Raw genomic sequence first — 16,334 nt, 5'->3', positions numbered from 1 at the left:
GACCAGTGCTCCTCGCGATCGACACCTCCGCCGGCACGGGCGTCTCCGTCATCGACCCCGACGGCCGCGTGCTCGCCGAGCGCCAGGAGTCCGACACGATGCGGCACGCCGAGGTCATCGGCACCCTGCTCGACGAGTGCCTCTCCGCGTCCGGCGTCGACCGCTGCGACATCCGCGCCGTCGTCGCGGGCATGGGCCCCGGTCCCTTCACCGGGCTGCGCGTCGGCATCGCCGCGGCCCGCGTCCTCGCCACCGGCCTCGACGTGCGCGTGATCCCGGTGGTCAGCCACGACGCCGTCGCCCACGAGCACTACGCGGCCGGCGGCACCGGATCCCTCGTGGTCGTCACCGACGCGCGCCGCCGCGAGCTGTACTGGTCCGTCTACCGCGAGCCCGCCGCCGACGGCGTGGCCGAGCGCACCGCGGGCCCCGGCCTCAGCAAGCCGGACGACGTGCCGACCGCCGACCACCGCATCGACGCGGCCGGCGTGCGCGCGGCCGCGCTCGCGCAGGTCGCCCGCCGCATGGACCAGCTCGAGCTGCCCTTCGCCGCCGACGAGGCCCTGTACCTCCGCTCGCCCGACGTCACCGTCTCCGCCGGCCCGAAGCGCGTGACCTCGTGAGCGTCGTCTTCCGCACCGCCGCGCTCGACGACCTCGGCGCGCTCATGCACCTGGAGACGACCACCTTCGTCACGGACGCCTGGTCGGTCGACGCGATGCGCGGCGAGCTCGCGGCGCGTCACGGCTGGTACGTCGTCGCGGTCGACGAGGCCGACGGCGCGATCCTCGGCTACGCCGGCCTGTCCTGCCCGCGCGGCGCCCACGCGGCCGACGTGCAGACCATCGCCGTCTCCGAGTCCGCCCGCGGCCGCGGCATCGGCCGCGCCCTCCTCACGCGCCTCCTCCGCACGGCGCACGAGCGCGGCGCGCGCGAGGTGCTGCTCGAGGTGCGCGCGGACAACCCGGTCGCCCAGGGCCTGTACGCCTCGCTCGGCTTCGAGCCGATCGCCGTCCGCCCGCACTACTACCAGCCCGACGACGTGGACGCCGTCGTGATGCGCGCCCCGCTCGCCGAGACCGCGCCGCCCGTCGCGGAGCCGCGCGACGCCGCGCCCGCCCCGTCCGCCGACGACGACGCGGATCCCGCCGCCGACGACCGCCCCTGCGCGGACGAGGCGGAGTGCGACGCCACGGCCGGCCCCCTGGTCCTCGGGATCGAGACCTCCTGCGACGAGACCGGCATCGGCATCGTCCGCGGTCAGACCCTGCTCGCCAACGTCATCTCCAGCTCCATGGAGGAGCACGCGCGCTACGGCGGCGTGGTGCCCGAGGTCGCCGCCCGCGCGCACCTCGAGGCGCTCACCCCGGCCATCGACGCGGCCCTCGAGGAGGCGGGCGTCACCCTCCGCGAGCTCGACGCGATCGCCGTGACCGCGGGCCCCGGCCTCTCGGGCGCGCTCATGGTGGGAGTCGGCGCGGCCAAGGCGCTCGCCGTGGCCCTCGACATCCCGCTGCACGGCGTGAACCACCTCGTCGGCCACGTCGGCGCCGACCTCCTCAGCGTCGACGGCGGATCCGGCCGCCCGCTCGAGACCCCGAGCATCGCGCTCCTCGTCTCCGGCGGCCACACGTCGCTCCTCCTCGTGCGCGACCTCGTCGACGACGTCGAGCTCCTCGGCGAGACCATCGACGACGCGGCGGGCGAGGCCTTCGACAAGGTGGCGCGCGTGCTCGGTCTGCCGTACCCCGGCGGCCCGCACATCGACCGGGTCGCGGCCGACGGCGACCCGCGGGCGATCCGCTTCCCCCGCGGCCTGTCCCTCCCCAAGGACATGGAGCGCCACCGCTACGACTTCTCCTTCTCCGGCCTGAAGACCGCGGTCGCCCGCTGGGTCGAGAAGCGCCAGGACGCCGGCGAGCCCGTCCCCGTCGCCGACGTCGCCGCGAGCTTCCGCGAGGCCGTCGTCGACGTGCTGCTCACCAAGGCCGTCGCCGCGTGCGTCGACCACGGGATCCCGCGCCTGCTCCTCGGCGGCGGCGTGGTCGCGAACGCGCGCGTCCGCGAGCTCGCGGCCGAGCGGTGCCGGGCCGCGGGGATCGAGCTGCGGATCCCGCCCCTGTCGCTGTGCACCGACAACGGCGCGATGATCGCGGCCCTCGGCGCCCGCCTCATCGAGTCCGGCCGGGCGCCGTCGGGCCTCGCCTTCGGCGCCGACTCGACCCTGCCCGTCACCGTCGTCCAGGTCGGCTGACCCTCGCCCTCGTCGCGCGGCCCCCGTCCGGGGACAATTCCGCGTGCCTCGGAATCTGGAGCGCGATGCACGGTATGTTCCCAGGGACGAAAGGAACGACAATGACCGATCCGCAGAACCCGGACCGCTCCTCCGACGACTTCCCGCCCGCACCCGGCCAGCCGTCCTACCCGGCGGCCCCCGCTGCGGGATCCGGCTCGCCGTACGCGGCGCCCTACCAGCCCGGCCAGGGCGGTGCGCCGGTCTCCAAGGGCCTCAGCATCACGTCCATGGTCCTCGGCATCGTGTCCGTGGTGACGATCCTCTTCTGGTTCCTCTCCGCCCCGCTCGGCATCGCCGCGATCGTGACCGGCATCCTCGGGCGCAAGCGCAACCCCGACGCCAAGGGCTTCTGGCTCACCGGCATCATCACCGGCATCGTGGGCCTGGTGCTCGCCGTCGGCCTCGCCATCGTCGGCTTCATCGCGCTGGCCGCGCTGCAGGAGCAGGGCTACACCACGCAGTAGCTCGACCCGCACCACGATGACGCGGCCGTCCCCTCGGGGGCGGCCGCGTCGTCGCGTCCGGGGCCGCGCGGGCCCCGACGGCCTCAGCCCGCGTCGACCGCGTGCCGGTCCGCGAGGATCGCCACCCGCCGGCCGCCGACGCGCGTCGCGATGAGCGTCGCCGAGCCCTCGCCCTTCAGCTGCAGCCGCGTGCGCAGCCGGGCCGGATCCACGTCGACGCCGCGCTTCTTGATCTCCAGCGTGCCGATGCCGCGCGCCCGCAGCTCGCGCTTCAGCCGCTGCTCGTCGAGCGGCAGCACCTCGCGCACGCGGAACCCGCGCGCGAAGGGCGTCGCCTCCTCGCGGTCGGACGTGATCCACGCGATGCCCTCGCCGACCATGCGCCCGTCGAGCGACCGCGCGACGTCGCCGATGAGCCGCGCGCGGATGACCGCGCCGTCCGGCTCGTACAGGTGCGCGCCCAGCTCGCCGAGCTCCGCGTCCTCGCTGTCGGCCGCGGAGGTCAGCTCCGCGGAGGATCCGCCGCTGATCACGAGAGCGGCCCGCCCCACGCCGTCGCGCCGGGTGGGCCCGAACCACAGGCCCATCTCGACGGCCTGCCCGTCGACCGACACCCACTGCGCCTCGGCGTCCGCGGGGATGAGGTCGCGGTCGAGGCCCGGCCCGAGCTTGATCCCGGCCGCCCGGCCAGCCGCGAGCGCGAACGCCGCGGAGAGCGTGGGGGAGTAGGCCTCCGGGTCGGAGATGCGCCGGGTCGACGCGTGCCCGTCGGTGCGTCGCGCGGGGTCCAGGTAGATGCCGTCCACGCGCCCGGCGTCGAACGCCTCGGCCGTGCCCTGCTCGACCTCCGCCTCGGGGAACGGCGCGAGGTTCCAGCCGGCGACGGCCGCGGTCACCTCGTCGCGCTCGACGGCCGTGACGCGGATCCCGATGGCCGCCATCGCCATCGCGTCCCCGCCGATGCCGCAGCCGAGGTCGGCGACGTGCGCGACGCCGGCCTGCTGGAACCGGCCCGCGTGCTGCGCCGCCACCGCCAGCCGGGTGGCCTGCTCGAGCCCGGCCTCGGTGAAGAGCATGCGCTCGGCGAAGTCGCCGAACTTGACGCGCGCGCGGGCACGCAGGCGAGCCTGCGTGAGCACCGCGCTCACGAGCGCGGGGGAGTGGCCCTCGCCGCGCAGCGCGCTCACGACGCGCACCATGTCGTCGCCCGGCCGGGGCTCGGGCAGGGAGTCGAGCAGGCGGAGCCCCTCGAGCGACAGCACCTCGCGGAGGTCGGTCTGATCCATCCGCCCACCGTACCGGGGCGCCTCCCCACGGATTGGCACTCGCGTTGCGCGAGTGCAAGCGCGGCCCGTAGAATCTCACCTGGCACTCTCCCCGGGGGATTGCCAATCAGTCTTGTCCCGTAAGTGAGAAGGAAGAGGTCAACCGTGTCGGTCTCCATCAAGCCGCTCGAGGATCGCATCGTCATCCAGCAGGTCGAAGCCGAGCAGACCACCGCGTCTGGTCTGGTCATCCCCGACACCGCCAAGGAGAAGCCCCAGGAGGGCGAGGTCGTGGCCGTGGGCCCCGGCCGCATCGACGACAACGGCAACCGCGTCCCGCTCGACGTCGCCGTGGGCGACAAGGTCATCTACTCCAAGTACGGCGGAACCGAGGTCAAGTACGACGGCCAGGACCTCCTCGTCCTCTCCGCGCGCGACGTGCTCGCCGTCATCGAGCGCTGACGCTCCGCGCCGCAGCACCACAGCACCTCCGAGAGCCCGGCCGATCCGTTCGGCCGGGCTCTCGTGCGTCCACGCGCATCCGGCATCGCGTCCGCATCGCGTCCGCAGGGCGGCCCGTGCGCCGCGGCCTCCCGCCCGGCACCCGGGTCCCGCGCGCCCGCCGCGGCGCTAGCCTCGTGAGGTGACGCGCCCCGCCCCGGAGACCTCGACCCGCACCGGCCTGATCGCCGCCGTCGGCGCGTACGGGCTGTGGGGCGTCCTCCCCGTCTTCTTCCTCCTGCTCGTGCCTGCGGGCGCGTTCGAGATCGTCGGCTGGCGCATCCTGTTCTCGCTCGTCGTCTGCGCGCTCGTCATCACGCTCACGCGTCGGTGGCCGCGCCTCGTCGCGATCGCCCGGCAGCCCCGCCTGCTGTTCGGCCTGGGCCTCGCCGGCCACCTGATCCTCGTCAACTGGACCGTCTACGTCTACGGCACGCTCTCCGGCCACGTCGTCGAGACCGCCCTCGGCTACTTCATCAACCCCATCGTCACGGTGCTGCTCGGCGTGATCCTCCTGCGCGAGCGCCTGCGTCCGCTCCAGTGGACGGCCGTCGGCCTGTCCGCGGTCGCGGTGGCCGTCATCGCCGTCGGCTACGGCCAGCTGCCGTGGGTCTCGCTGGCCCTCGCCGGGTCCTTCGGCCTCTACGGCCTCGTGAAGAAGCGCGTCAGCGGGGGAGCGGACGCGCTGTCCGGCCTCGCGCTCGAGACCGCGTGGCTCGTGCCCGCGGCCACCGTCATGCTCGTGATCACGGGCGCGGGCGCCGGCCTCACCATCGGCACGGTCTCCCTCGAGCACACGCTGCTGCTCGTGAGCACCGGCGTCGTGACGGCCGGCCCGCTCCTCCTCTTCGGGTTCGCGGCCGGCCGCCTGCCGCTGTCCGTGATCGGCCTCACCCAGTACCTGGCGCCGCTGCTGCAGTTCGCGTTCGGGGTGTTCGTGATGCACGAGGCAATGCCCCCGGAGCGCTGGACCGGATTCGCGATCGTGTGGGCGGCGCTCGTCCTCCTCACGATCGACATGCTCCGGAACGCGCGCCGCCCGGCTCCGCGCCTGCCGGTCGCGCAGAGGGATCCGGCGGTCGCCCGGGGGATCTGATGCGGATCCCGTCGCGCATTCCGCGAATGGTAACGATCAGGTCGCGTTACACGACGGAAATGCCGATGCATTGTGCCCGTCTCATCCGCGCCATAGGGTCGCACCAGGCGAGGCGCGCATTCGCGTGCCTCATGCACCACATTCCCGAGCGTCACCACACACATCCATAAGGAGCACCATGAGCGCATTCGGCAGGGTCTCGACCTCCCGCTCACGATCCGCCCGCACCGCCCTCAGCGCCGTCACCGTCGCGGTGGCCGGCGCCCTCGTCCTCGCCGGCTGCTCCGGCGGCGGCGGGAGCACGGGGGGCACGACGGCCGACGGCGGCCTCGAGCTCAAGGTCGGCACGATCCTCCCCCAGACGGGCACCCTCGCGGTCCTCGGCCCGCCCGAGTTCGCGGGCGTGCACCTCGCCGAGCAGGACATCAACGACGCCAAGGCCGGCATCACGGTGACCGCCACGGACAAGGACTCGGGCGACACCACGACCGACATCGCGAGCCAGTCGGCCACGTCGCTCATCGCGGACGGCAACACGGCCATCATCGGCGCCGCGTCCTCCGGCGTCTCGAAGACCTTCATCGACCAGGTCACGCAGGCCGGCGTCGTGCAGCTCTCGCCGGCGAACACCTCGCCCGACTTCACGGACTACGCGGACGACGGCTACTTCTGGCGCACCGCCCCCTCGGACGTGCTCCAGGGCCGCATCCTCGGCAACAAGATCCTGCAGGACGGCAAGACCAACGTCTCGATCCTCTACATGAACGACGCCTACGGCACGGGCCTCGAGGAGAACATCAAGAAGACGCTCGAGGCCGGCGGCGCGAGCATCGCGGCCGAGGAGGTCTTCGAGCCCTCCGCAACCGACTTCAACAGCGCCATCACCTCGGTGCTCGCCCCGAACCCCGACGCCCTGGTCGTCATCTCGTTCGACGAGATCAAGACCATCGCCGACCAGCTCGCGTCCAAGGGCTTCGACTTCAACAACCTCTACGGCACGGACGGCAACTACGGCGTCATCACCGAGGAGGACACCAACGTCGACATCGCGGGCGCGCAGTTCACGAACCCCGGCGTCGAGGCCAAGTCCGACTTCCAGGACCGCCTGCAGGCCATGGTCAAGGAGGACGGCGACCCCGCCCTCACGGTCTTCAGCTACTCGGCCGAGTCGTACGACGGCACCGTGCTCCTCGCGCTCGCCGCGCTCCAGGGCAAGGCGACCGACGGCGCGACCCTCAAGGAGAACCTGCAGTCGGTCTCCGAGGGCGGCACCAAGTGCGAGACCTTCGCCGACTGCGCGAAGCTGATCGCCGACGGCACCGACGTCGACTACGACGGCCTCTCCGGCCCGATCACGTTCGATGAGAACGGCGACCCGACCGAGGCGTACGTCTCCGTCTACAAGTACGGCGAGGGCAACACGCGCACCTTCTCCGAGCAGGTCTACGGCAAGCTCGACTAGCACCCGCACCACGCACGCCCGAGGGCCCGGTCCGCATGGACCGGGCCCTTCGGCGTGCCCGGGGGATCCGGGTGGCGGGCGCTCAGCGGATCCCACGAGCGCGGGGCGGGCAGGGCGGGCACGGTGGGCACCGTGGGCCGTGGGCGGAGGCTCGTGGGCTGTGGGCTGTGGGCTGTGGGCTGCGCGCGGTGGGCGGTGGGCCGTCTGCCGTCTGCCGCCCCACGGGGCTCCTCCGCCGCCCGTCACGCCTTCGCTCCTCCGCCGTCGCCCTCACCGCGGGGACGCCGCACGGGACCGGCTCCGTCCCGTGCACGACGACGCGGCACCCCCGAGGGGATGCCGCGTCGTGGTGGTGCCGGGACCGGGATCAGGGCTGGGGCGCCGCCTTGGCCTTCTCCTGGTCGGCCGCGAGCGTGCCGAGGTACAGCTCGATGACCTTCGGGTCGTTCATGAGCTCGCGCCCGCGGCCCTCGTACGCGTCCTTGCCCTGGTCGAGCACGTAGCCGCGGTCGCAGATCTGCAGGGCGCGTCGGGCGTTCTGCTCCACGATCATCACGGAGACGCCCGCGCGGTTGATCTGCGCGACGTTGATGAACGTCTCGTCCTGGCGCACGGGGGAGAGGCCCGCGGACGGCTCGTCGAGGAGCAGCACCGTGGGGTCCATCATGAGCGCGCGCGACATGGCGACCATCTGGCGCTCGCCGCCCGAGAGGGATCCGGCGCGCTGCTTGAGCCGCTTGCCGAGCTCCGGGAACAGGTCGGTGACGAACGCCAGCCGCTCCTTGTACATGCGGGGCTTCTGGTACACGCCCATCTGGAGGTTCTCGTCGATGGTGAGCGTGGGGAACACGTTGTTGTTCTGCGGCACCATGCCGACGCCGCGCGAGACGAGCTTGTCGGCCTTGAGCCCGGTGATGTCCTGGCCGTTCAGCTCGATGCTGCCGCCGCGCACGTTCACCTGCCCGAAGATCGCCTTGAGCAGCGTGGACTTGCCGGCGCCGTTCGGCCCGATGATGCCCACGAGCTCGCCCTTGTCGACGTGCACGTTGCACCCGTTGAGGATGTTGACCCCGGGCAGGTAGCCCGCGTGGAGGTCGGTGGTCTGGAGGACCCGCTCTACCGTCACTTCTCTGCCGCTTCCTTCTCGATCTCGTCCTTGACGAGGTCGGACTCCATGTCCTTCGCCACCTCGCGCTGGCCCGTGAGGGTGCCGAGGTCGGTGTCGTGGTGGGCGCCGAGGTAGGCGTCGATGACGGCCGGGTCGCTCATCACCGTCGAGGGCGGTCCCTCGGCGACGATGCGGCCCTCGGCCATGACGACCACCCAGTCGGCGATCTCGTTGACCATGTGCATGTCGTGCTCGACGAACAGCACCGTCATGCCCTCGGTCTTGAGGTCGAGGATGTGGTGGAGCAGCGACTGCGTGAGCGCGGGGTTGACCCCGGCCATCGGCTCGTCGAGCATCACGAGGTCGGGCTTCGTCATGAGCGCGCGCGCCATCTCGAGGAGCTTCCGCTGGCCGCCGGAGAGGCTGGCCGCGTAGTCCTCCTCCTTGGCGTCGAGCTTGAACTTCCTCAGGAGCCCGCGGGCGCGCTCCGTGATCTCGTCCTCCTTCTTGCGCCACACCGGCCGGATGAGCGCCGAGAAGAAGTTCTCGCCGCCCTGGCCCGTGGCGCCGAGGCGCATGTTCTCCAGCACCGTCATGCCGCCGAGGGCCTTGGTGAGCTGGAAGGTGCGGACCATGCCGAGGCGGGCGACGCGGAACGCGCTCATCCCGGCGAGGTTCCGGCCCGAGAACTCCCACTTGCCGGTGTTCGGCTTGTCGAACCCGGTGAGCAGGTTGAAGAACGTCGTCTTGCCGGCGCCGTTCGGGCCGATGAGCGCGGTGATCGAGCCGCGCGGGATCTCGAGGTGGTCGACGTCGACCGCCTTCAGGCCGCCGAACTGCCGGCTGACGCCGTGCGCGACGATGATGGGGTCCTTCTTGGCGCAGCCCGGACCGGCGTCGCCGTCGAGGATGGCCGAGACCGGGGTCTTGTCAGGCAAAGTGCGTCTCCTTCTTCTTCCCGAAGATGCCCTGTGGTCGGAAGATCACGAGCAGCATGAGCGCGACGCCCACGATGATGAAGCGGATCGGGCCCTGCTGGGTGCTCGAGATGGGCAGCCAGTCGTTCGACACCGCGAGGCTGAGCAGGCCGTCCGAGAGCGACAGCGTGACCCAGAAGATGATCGAGCCGATGACGGGGCCGAAGATCGTCGCGGCACCGCCCAGCAGCATGATCGTGTAGAGGAAGAACGTGAGCTGCGTGCCGTAGTTGTCGGGCTGCAGCGACCTCGGGAGGATGAAGACCACGCCCGCGAGCCCGCCGAACACGCCGCCGAGCACGAGCGCCTGCATCTTGTAGGAGTACACGTTCTTGCCGAGCGCGCGGACCGCGTCCTCGTCCTCGCGCACGCCCTTCAGCACGCGGCCCCAGGGGCTGCGCATGAGGAGGAACACGAGGAGGCAGGCGATGCCGACGAGGCCCCAGCCGACGATGCGGATCCACCACTGGTCGGAGGAGTACGTGAGCACGCCGGCGCCGAAGCGGCCCTCGGGCAGCGGGTTCAGCTCGTTGAAGCCGATGGCCGCGCCGTTGATGCCCTCGGATCCACCGGTGACGTCCGAGAACTCCGGCGTCTTCACGCTCAGCCGGATGATCTCCGCGGCCGCGATCGTCACGATGCTCAGGTAGTCGGCCCGCAACCGGAGGGTCGGGATGCCGAGGATCAGCGCGAACACGGTGCTCGCGACGATCGCCGCGAGCAGGGACGCCCAGACGGGCCAGTCGTACATGACCGCGGTGATCGCGAACGCGTAGCCGCCGATGGCCATGAAGCCGGCCTGGCCGAAGTTGAGCAGGCCCGTGAAGCCGAAGTGGATCACGAGGCCGACCGTCGCGAGCGCGTACGCCGCGGTGGTGGGCGAGAAGATCTCGCCGATGGCCAGGAAGATGAAGTTGGTGTTCATGCGCGGCTAACCGATCCGATCTTTCCGGCCCAGGATGCCCTGGGGCCTCACGAGCAGGATGACGATCATGACCACGAGAGCGGCCACGTACTTCATGTTCTCGGGCAGGACCATGGTGCTGACGTTGATGAAGACGCCGATCACGATCGAGCCGATGAGCGCGCCGAACGCCGTGCCGAGGCCGCCGAGCACGACGGCCGAGAAGACGAGCAGCAGGATGGACGCGCCCGTGTCCCAGCGCAGCGACTGGTAGTAGGCGATGAAGACGCCGGAGAGCGCGGCGAGGGCGGCGCCGCCGATCCAGACCACGCGGATGACCCCCTCCACGTCGATGCCGGACGCCGCGGCCAGCGAGCGGTTGTCGGAGACGGCGCGGGTGGCCTTGCCGATCTTCGTGTAGAGCAGCACGTACGCGACGGCCAGGAGCAGCACGATCGAGACGACCGCGCCGGCGACGTCGGTGAACTTGAGGCTCACCGGCCCGACCACCAGGAACGGCGCCGGGCTGTTGGGGAGCGTCAGGCGGTCGGCGCCGAAGATGAACTGGAACAGGTAGCGGAGCGCGAGCGACAGGCCGATGGTCACGATCATCAGCGGCACGAGGCCGAGGCTGCGGCGCCGGAGCGGCTTCCAGATCGCCGCGTCCTGCACGAAGCCGAACGCGCCGCCGAGCACCACCGTGATCGCGATCGCGAGCACCGGGTTGAGGCCCAGCACGTTGCTGAAGAGGTACGCCATCAGCGCGCCGAACGTGACGAGCTCGCCGTGGGCGAAGTTGTTGAGGCCCGTGGTGCCGTAGATGAGGGAGAGGCCGATGGCCGCGAGGGCGAGGAGGAGGCCGAAGATGAGGCCCGTCACCACCTTGGGCCAGAAGATCTTCCAGAAGTTGTTCTCGGTCACCGGCTCCGCGGTGGCGGTGACGGTGCCCGTCTCGGTGTCGGGCGCCGCGGTCTCGCCTCCCGTGGAGGTGGAGGTGCCCGCCCCGGTGCTGGCGCTGGGCGCGGGGCTCGCGCCGCCGGATCCGGCCGCCGCGCCGTCGGGCGAGAGGAAGAAGAAGGCGGGGACGTTCTTGTTGCCCGCGGACACGTCGATCTCCCGGGGGCTGGAGCCCGCGCGGGGGACGCCGGCGCCCTCGGGGACGGTCGACTCGTCGACCTGGACGGTGAACGAGCCCGGGGCGCTGAGCCCGACCTCGGCCTTGCCGTCCGGGCCCGTGACGCCCGTGGCGTCGACGCCGCCGCCCGAGACCGTGACGGTGACCCCGGCGATGCCGGTCTTGTCGGCGTCCGCCCGCACCCAGACGAGCAGCGACTGCTCGGCGGCGGCCGGGTCGACCGCCTGGGGCGCCGCGCGTGGATCCGCGTGGGCGCCCGTCGGGGCCGAGAGGAGAAGTGCGGTGCAGGCGAACGCCACCGCGAGAATCAGGGCCCACAAGCGCTGCGCGCGTGCTCCGGCCGAACCAGTGGCTATCACTAGACCTCCATAGGGGGAGCCGGCGGATGGTGAGTTCCGCGCAGGCGCCGCGACTACCGTCAGGACGACGTTGGTTGACAGTACGTGCTGATTATGTCCTGGATGTTTCCGACCCGTGCCGCGTGGCGGCGTGCTACGGCGGGAATAGCCCGCGATCACGCCCGTTAACATCGAGACACCGGTTGCCGACGCGGTCCCCCGGCCCCACCATCCGCCTCTCATCCCCCTGGAGGGAACTTGGATCAGTCCGACCCGTTCGGCGTCATCGGCCTCACCTACGACGACGTCATGCTCCTGCCGGGGCACACCGACGTCATCCCGAGCGAGGCGGACACCACGTCCCGCCTGACGCGCAACATCAGCGTCGCCGCTCCCCTCCTCTCCTCCGCCATGGACACCGTCACCGAGGCGCGCATGGCCATCGCCATGGCGCGCCAGGGCGGGCTCGGCGTCATCCACCGCAACCTCTCCATCGAGGACCAGGCCGCCTTCGTCGACAAGGTGAAGCGCAGCGAGTCGGGGATGATCACGAACCCCGTCACCACGCGCCCCGACGCCACGGTCGCCGAGGTCGACGCGCTCTGCGGCCAGTTCCGCGTCTCCGGTCTCCCGGTCGTCGAGTCGGACGGCACGCTCGTCGGCATCATCACCAACCGCGACATGCGCTTCGTCTCGCCCGTGCAGGCGGCGACCACGCTCGTGCGCGACGTGATGACCCGCACCCCGCTCATCACCGGCCGCGTCGGCATCGACCCCGACCACGCCATCGCGATCTTCGCGGAGCACAAGATCGAGAAGCTCCCCCTGGTGGACGACGACGGCAAGCTGCGCGGCCTCATCACCGTCAAGGACTTCGACAAGTCGGAGCAGTACCCGGACGCGACGAAGGACGCCGAGGGGCGCCTGCGCGTCGGCGCGGCCATCGGCTTCTTCGGCGACGCCTGGGAGCGCGCGCTCGCGCTCGTCGAGGCGGGCGTGGACGTTCTCGTGGTCGACACCGCCAACGGCGACAGCAAGGGCGTGCTCGACATCATCCGCCGGCTGAAGACCGACCCGGCGACCTCGCACGTCGACGTCATCGGCGGCAACGTCGCCACCCGCTCGGGTGCCCAGGCGCTCATCGACGCGGGAGCGGACGCCATCAAGGTGGGCGTCGGCCCGGGCTCCATCTGCACCACCCGCGTCGTCGCCGGCGTCGGCGTGCCGCAGGTGACCGCGGTCTACGAGGCGTCGCTCGCGGCGCGCGCGGCGGGCATCCCGGTCATCGCGGACGGCGGCCTCCAGTACTCGGGCGACATCGCGAAGGCGCTCGTCGCCGGTGCCGACACCGTCATGCTCGGCAGCCTCCTCGCGGGCTGCGACGAGAGCCCCGGCGACCTCATGTTCGTCGGCGGCAAGCAGTTCAAGAGCTACCGCGGGATGGGCTCGCTCGGCGCGCTGCAGACGCGCGGCACGAAGACGTCCTACTCCAAGGACCGCTACTACCAGGCGGACGTCCCGAGCGACGACAAGCTCATCCCCGAGGGCATCGAGGGCCAGGTGCCCTACCGCGGGTCCCTCGCGAACGTGGTCTACCAGCTCACGGGCGGCCTCCGGCAGTCGATGTTCTACGTCGGTGCGCGCACGGTCGGCGAGCTCAAGGACCGCGGCCGCTTCGTGCGGATCACCGCGGCCGGGCTCAAGGAGTCGCACCCGCACGACGTGCAGATGGTGGTCGAGGCGCCCAACTACCGGCGCTGACGCAGGGAGCCGCGCGCGCGACGCGCGGTGGGGACGAGGGGCCGGTGCGGATCGCACCGGCCCCTCGTGCATGCGGCGCTCCCTCACAGGAGCGTCCTCGGGGCACGCGTCCGCGGGGTCGTCCCGGGGCGGCGGTCGCGAGCGGTCGCCGGGCGACACTCGCCGCATGCCCCCGTTCCCCTCGTCCCCGCCCGCCGATCCGCCCGCGCTGCCGGCGCTCGGCCCGCCCGGCGTCGTCCTGCTCCTCTCCGAGCCCGCAGGCGCGTCCGCGGAGGCGCACGCCGGCGAGGAGGAGCGGATCGACGCGGCCGTCGCCGCGCGGGCGGAGGCGCGGGGCGCGCTCGTCCGGGTGCGGGCGGGCGTGCACGTGGAGCGGCAGGCGTGGGAGGCCGTGTCCGCTCGGGACCGGCACCTGCTGCGGATCCGCGCCCTCGCCCGGATGTCCCGGGCCCCGATCATCCTGGGCGGCGCCTCCGCCGCGGCCGTCCACGGGCTGCCGCGCCTCGCCCCGTGGCCCGCGCTCGTGACGCTGCTCGAGGTGGCGGGGGCGCCGCCCGGCAGGAGGGCGGGTACCCGCGTGCTCCGGGATCCCGCGCGCGGACGGTCCGCGCTCGTCCGGACCGCCGACGGCGTGCTCCTGCCGGGCCTCGCGGCGACGGCGCTCGCCGCGTCCCACGAGGCGGCGATGGACGCCGTGCGCGCCGCCTGGAACCACGGGCCCGGGTGGTACGCGCACGGGCTGGTCGCGCTCGACCACGTGCTGGCCCCGGCTCGGGCGTCCCCGGTGACGCGCGCGGACCTCGACGCCGAGCGGGCGCTGCGCGGGCCCGGCGCGTGGAGCCGGCGCGCGGGGATCCTCGTCGAGGCGGCGGACGGCGGCGCGGCCTGCCCGGTGGAGTCCGTCGCGCGCGGCGTCGCCCACGAGGCGGGGCTCGCGCCGCCCGTCGTGGGTGCGGCCGCGGACGGGCAGGGGCGGCTCGCGCTGGCGTGGCCGCGGGATCGCGTCGGGCTGCGGGTCCGCGGGGCGGCGGGGGCGGCGGCCGCGCCGCGCTCGGGCCCGTCGGCCGGCGCGGCCTCCCCCGGGGAGGTCGCGCACGGGTCCGGTCGATGGCGGGTCGTCGAGGTGTCGGAGCGCGACGTGCTCGCCGCAGGCCGTCTGCGGACGCTCCTCCTCGCCGCGGGCCTCGAGCCCGAGCGCCGCGCCGAGCGCCGTGCAACGCCGTCCGGCTCGCGGGTCGGAGCGGATCCGGCGCGCGGCCGGTCGCTCAGGAGCCCGCCGCTAGGCTGTGCGGGTGAGTGATGTAGAGATCGGCCGCGCCAAGCGCGCCCGCCGCGTGTACGCGTTCGACGACATCGCCATCGTCCCGTCCCGGCGCACGCGCGACCCGCAGGATGTGTCGGTCTCGTGGTCGATCGACGCGTACCAGTTCGAGATCCCGTTCCTCGCGGCGCCCATGGACTCCGTGGTCTCCCCGGCCACGGCCATCGCCATGGGCCGCTTCGGCGGCGTCGGCGTCCTCGACCTCGAGGGCCTCTGGACCCGGTACGAGAACCCCGAGCGCCTGCTCGAGGAGATCCGCTCGTTGCCGCCCGAGTCGGCGACCGCGCGCATGCAGCAGATCTACGCCGAGCCGATCAAGCCCGAGCTCATCACCGCGCGCATCGCCGAGATCCGCGCGGCCGGCGTCGTCGTCGCAGCGGCCCTGTCGCCGCAGCGCACCGCCGACCACTACGAGACCGTGGTCGCCGCGGGCATCGACCTCTTCGTCATCCGGGGCACCACCGTCTCCGCGGAGCACGTCTCCAAGGGCGCGGCCCCGCTCAACCTCAAGAAGTTCATCTACGAGCTCGACGTGCCCGTCATCGTCGGCGGCGCGGCCACCTACACGGCGGCGCTCCACCTCATGCGCACGGGCGCGGCGGGTGTGCTCGTCGGGTTCGGCGGGGGAGCGGCGTCCACCACGCGCTCCACCCTCGGGATCCACGCGCCCATGGCCACCGCCCTCTCCGACGTCGCCGGCGCTCGCCGCGACTACATGGACGAGTCGGGCGGCCGCTACGTGCACGTCATCGCCGACGGCGGCCTCGGCAGCTCGGGCGACATCGTCAAGGCCATCGCGGTCGGCGCCGACGCGGTCATGCTCGGCTCGACGCTCGCGCGGGCCACGGACGCACCCGGCCAGGGCTTCCACTGGGGCGCCGAGGCGCACCACCCCGAGCTGCCCCGCGGGCATCGCGTCCGGGTCGACCAGGTCGCGCCGCTCGAGCAGATCCTCTACGGCCCGTCCACCACGGCCGACGGCAGCGCCAACCTGGTCGGCGCGCTGCGCCGCGCCATGGCCACCACCGGCTACTCCGACCTGAAGGAGTTCCAGCGCGTCGAGGTCGTCGTCGCGCCGTACGGCAAGTAGTCCGCCCGGCCCGCCCACCGCGGTCCGGGAACATGCGGGGAGCGGCCCGCGTTGTGATCCAGAGGAAGAGGGAGGTGCGCGCATGGCGGAGGTCCGACGCGTCAAGCTGCCGGGTGTCGGCGTGCTGCACACCTTCATCACCGACGACGGGGGCAAGGTCGGCGTCATCGCCCACCGCTCCGGCCACAGCGACCTGATCACCTTCTCCGAGGAGCAGGACGGGCCCGACACGCAGAAGGTCTCGCTCCGGCTCAGCGAGGACGAGGCGCACACGCTCGCGGAGCTGCTCGGCGGCACGCGCATCACGGAGTCGCTCGACAAGCTCGACCAGATCCCCGGCCTCAGCATCGACTGGTTCACCGTCGACTACGACGACCACATCGCCGGGCAGGCGCTCGGCGACCTCGCCTCGCGCGGCGTCGTCGGCCTCACGGTCGTGGCGGTGGTGCGCGGCGAGTCCGCGAACCCGGCGCCCTCCGACGACTTCACGGTCTACCCGGGCGACACCCTCGTGGTCGCGGGCTCGCCGGAGAAGGTCGCCAAGGCCTTCGCGTTCTACCGGACGGGCGAGTTCCCGCACCGTCCCGCATCCGGCTCCGCGCCGGACGGAGGGTAG

Annotated in this window: 15 protein-coding genes; 10 read left to right on the top strand and 5 right to left on the bottom strand. The window is 72.6% G+C overall.

All coding sequences use genetic code 11. From position 1 onward, the window contains the following. Positions 1-5 precede the first annotated feature (5 nt). From tsaB to H9X71_RS12810, 3 genes are all read left to right on the top strand, one after another. Positions 6-623 (top strand): tRNA (adenosine(37)-N6)-threonylcarbamoyltransferase complex dimerization subunit type 1 TsaB, encoded by a 618-nt coding sequence (gene tsaB / locus H9X71_RS12820; RefSeq protein WP_191147438.1) that lies wholly within the window; start codon positions 6-8, stop codon positions 621-623. After that, complete coding sequence (gene tsaD / locus H9X71_RS12815) at positions 620-2,254, top strand: tRNA (adenosine(37)-N6)-threonylcarbamoyltransferase complex transferase subunit TsaD (RefSeq protein ID WP_191147437.1); 1,635 nt, start codon at positions 620-622, stop codon at positions 2,252-2,254. The genes tsaB and tsaD overlap by 4 nt, the downstream gene beginning before the upstream one ends. 101 nt (positions 2,255-2,355) lie before the next feature. Next, entirely contained in the window at positions 2,356-2,760 is a 405-nt protein-coding gene (locus tag H9X71_RS12810; protein ID WP_191147436.1) for a DUF4190 domain-containing protein, read from the top strand. A gap of 83 nt (positions 2,761-2,843) precedes the next feature. On the opposite strand, the gene H9X71_RS12805 is transcribed toward H9X71_RS12810, so the two are convergent. Next, a complete protein-coding gene (locus tag H9X71_RS12805) occupies positions 2,844-4,046 on the bottom strand; it encodes a THUMP-like domain-containing protein (RefSeq protein WP_191147435.1) in 1,203 nt (400 codons plus the stop codon). Positions 4,047-4,190: 144 nt separating this feature from the next. Here H9X71_RS12805 and groES point away from each other — a divergent pair, with 144 nt between their 5' ends. From groES to H9X71_RS12790, 3 genes are all read left to right on the top strand, one after another. Continuing rightward, complete coding sequence (gene groES, locus H9X71_RS12800) at positions 4,191-4,487, top strand: co-chaperone GroES (RefSeq protein ID WP_012039257.1); 297 nt, start codon at positions 4,191-4,193, stop codon at positions 4,485-4,487. Positions 4,488-4,668: 181 nt separating this feature from the next. Beyond that, complete coding sequence (gene rarD / locus H9X71_RS12795; protein ID WP_191147434.1) at positions 4,669-5,622, top strand: EamA family transporter RarD; 954 nt, start codon at positions 4,669-4,671, stop codon at positions 5,620-5,622. Positions 5,623-5,800: 178 nt separating this feature from the next. Next, positions 5,801-7,084, top strand: coding sequence for an ABC transporter substrate-binding protein (locus tag H9X71_RS12790; protein WP_191147433.1), 1,284 nt, complete (start codon positions 5,801-5,803; stop codon positions 7,082-7,084). Positions 7,085-7,451: 367 nt separating this feature from the next. Here H9X71_RS12790 and H9X71_RS12785 read toward each other — a convergent pair whose 3' ends face one another. The 4 genes from H9X71_RS12785 to H9X71_RS12770 are packed head-to-tail and all read right to left on the bottom strand — an operon-like array spanning position 7,452 to position 11,528. After that, positions 7,452-8,210: an ABC transporter ATP-binding protein gene (locus tag H9X71_RS12785; protein WP_104289943.1), complete on the bottom strand. Its 759-nt coding sequence runs from the start codon at positions 8,208-8,210 to the stop codon at positions 7,452-7,454. Continuing rightward, positions 8,207-9,130 carry an ABC transporter ATP-binding protein gene (locus H9X71_RS12780; RefSeq protein ID WP_191147432.1) on the bottom strand — a complete coding sequence of 308 codons (924 nt, stop codon included), beginning with the start codon at positions 9,128-9,130 and terminating at the stop codon, positions 8,207-8,209. Before H9X71_RS12780 ends, H9X71_RS12785 begins: the two co-directional genes overlap by 4 nt. Then, the gene (locus tag H9X71_RS12775) at positions 9,123-10,094 is read right to left on the bottom strand and encodes a branched-chain amino acid ABC transporter permease (protein WP_191147431.1); all 972 of its coding nucleotides are present in this window, start codon (positions 10,092-10,094) and stop codon (positions 9,123-9,125) included. The genes H9X71_RS12780 and H9X71_RS12775 overlap by 8 nt, the downstream gene beginning before the upstream one ends. 6 nt (positions 10,095-10,100) lie before the next feature. Then, on the bottom strand, positions 10,101-11,528 hold the full coding sequence (locus tag H9X71_RS12770; protein WP_244961623.1) for a branched-chain amino acid ABC transporter permease: 1,428 nt from the start codon (positions 11,526-11,528) through the stop codon (positions 10,101-10,103). A gap of 276 nt (positions 11,529-11,804) precedes the next feature. Between H9X71_RS12770 and guaB the strand changes: the two genes are divergently transcribed. The 4 genes from guaB (at position 11,805) to H9X71_RS12750 (ending at position 16,334) form a co-directional block, all read left to right on the top strand. Then, positions 11,805-13,307, top strand: a complete 1,503-nt coding sequence (guaB, locus tag H9X71_RS12765) for an IMP dehydrogenase (RefSeq protein ID WP_043668920.1) — start codon at positions 11,805-11,807, stop codon at positions 13,305-13,307. Between the two features lie 166 nt (positions 13,308-13,473). Then, positions 13,474-14,607 (top strand): hypothetical protein, encoded by a 1,134-nt coding sequence (locus H9X71_RS12760; RefSeq protein WP_191147429.1) that lies wholly within the window; start codon positions 13,474-13,476, stop codon positions 14,605-14,607. Continuing rightward, entirely contained in the window at positions 14,600-15,718 is a 1,119-nt protein-coding gene (locus tag H9X71_RS12755; protein WP_191147428.1) for a GuaB3 family IMP dehydrogenase-related protein, read from the top strand. The genes H9X71_RS12760 and H9X71_RS12755 overlap by 8 nt, the downstream gene beginning before the upstream one ends. An 82-nt stretch (positions 15,719-15,800) precedes the next feature. After that, positions 15,801-16,334, top strand: a complete 534-nt coding sequence (locus H9X71_RS12750; RefSeq protein ID WP_191147427.1) for a cation:proton antiporter regulatory subunit — start codon at positions 15,801-15,803, stop codon at positions 16,332-16,334.

Origin of the sequence: Clavibacter zhangzhiyongii, assembly GCF_014775655.1 — a bacterium.
Taxonomy (GTDB): domain Bacteria; phylum Actinomycetota; class Actinomycetes; order Actinomycetales; family Microbacteriaceae; genus Clavibacter; species Clavibacter zhangzhiyongii.
The sequence above is the reverse complement of the archived record's forward strand: the minus strand, read 5'-3'. Positions and strand labels throughout refer to the sequence as shown.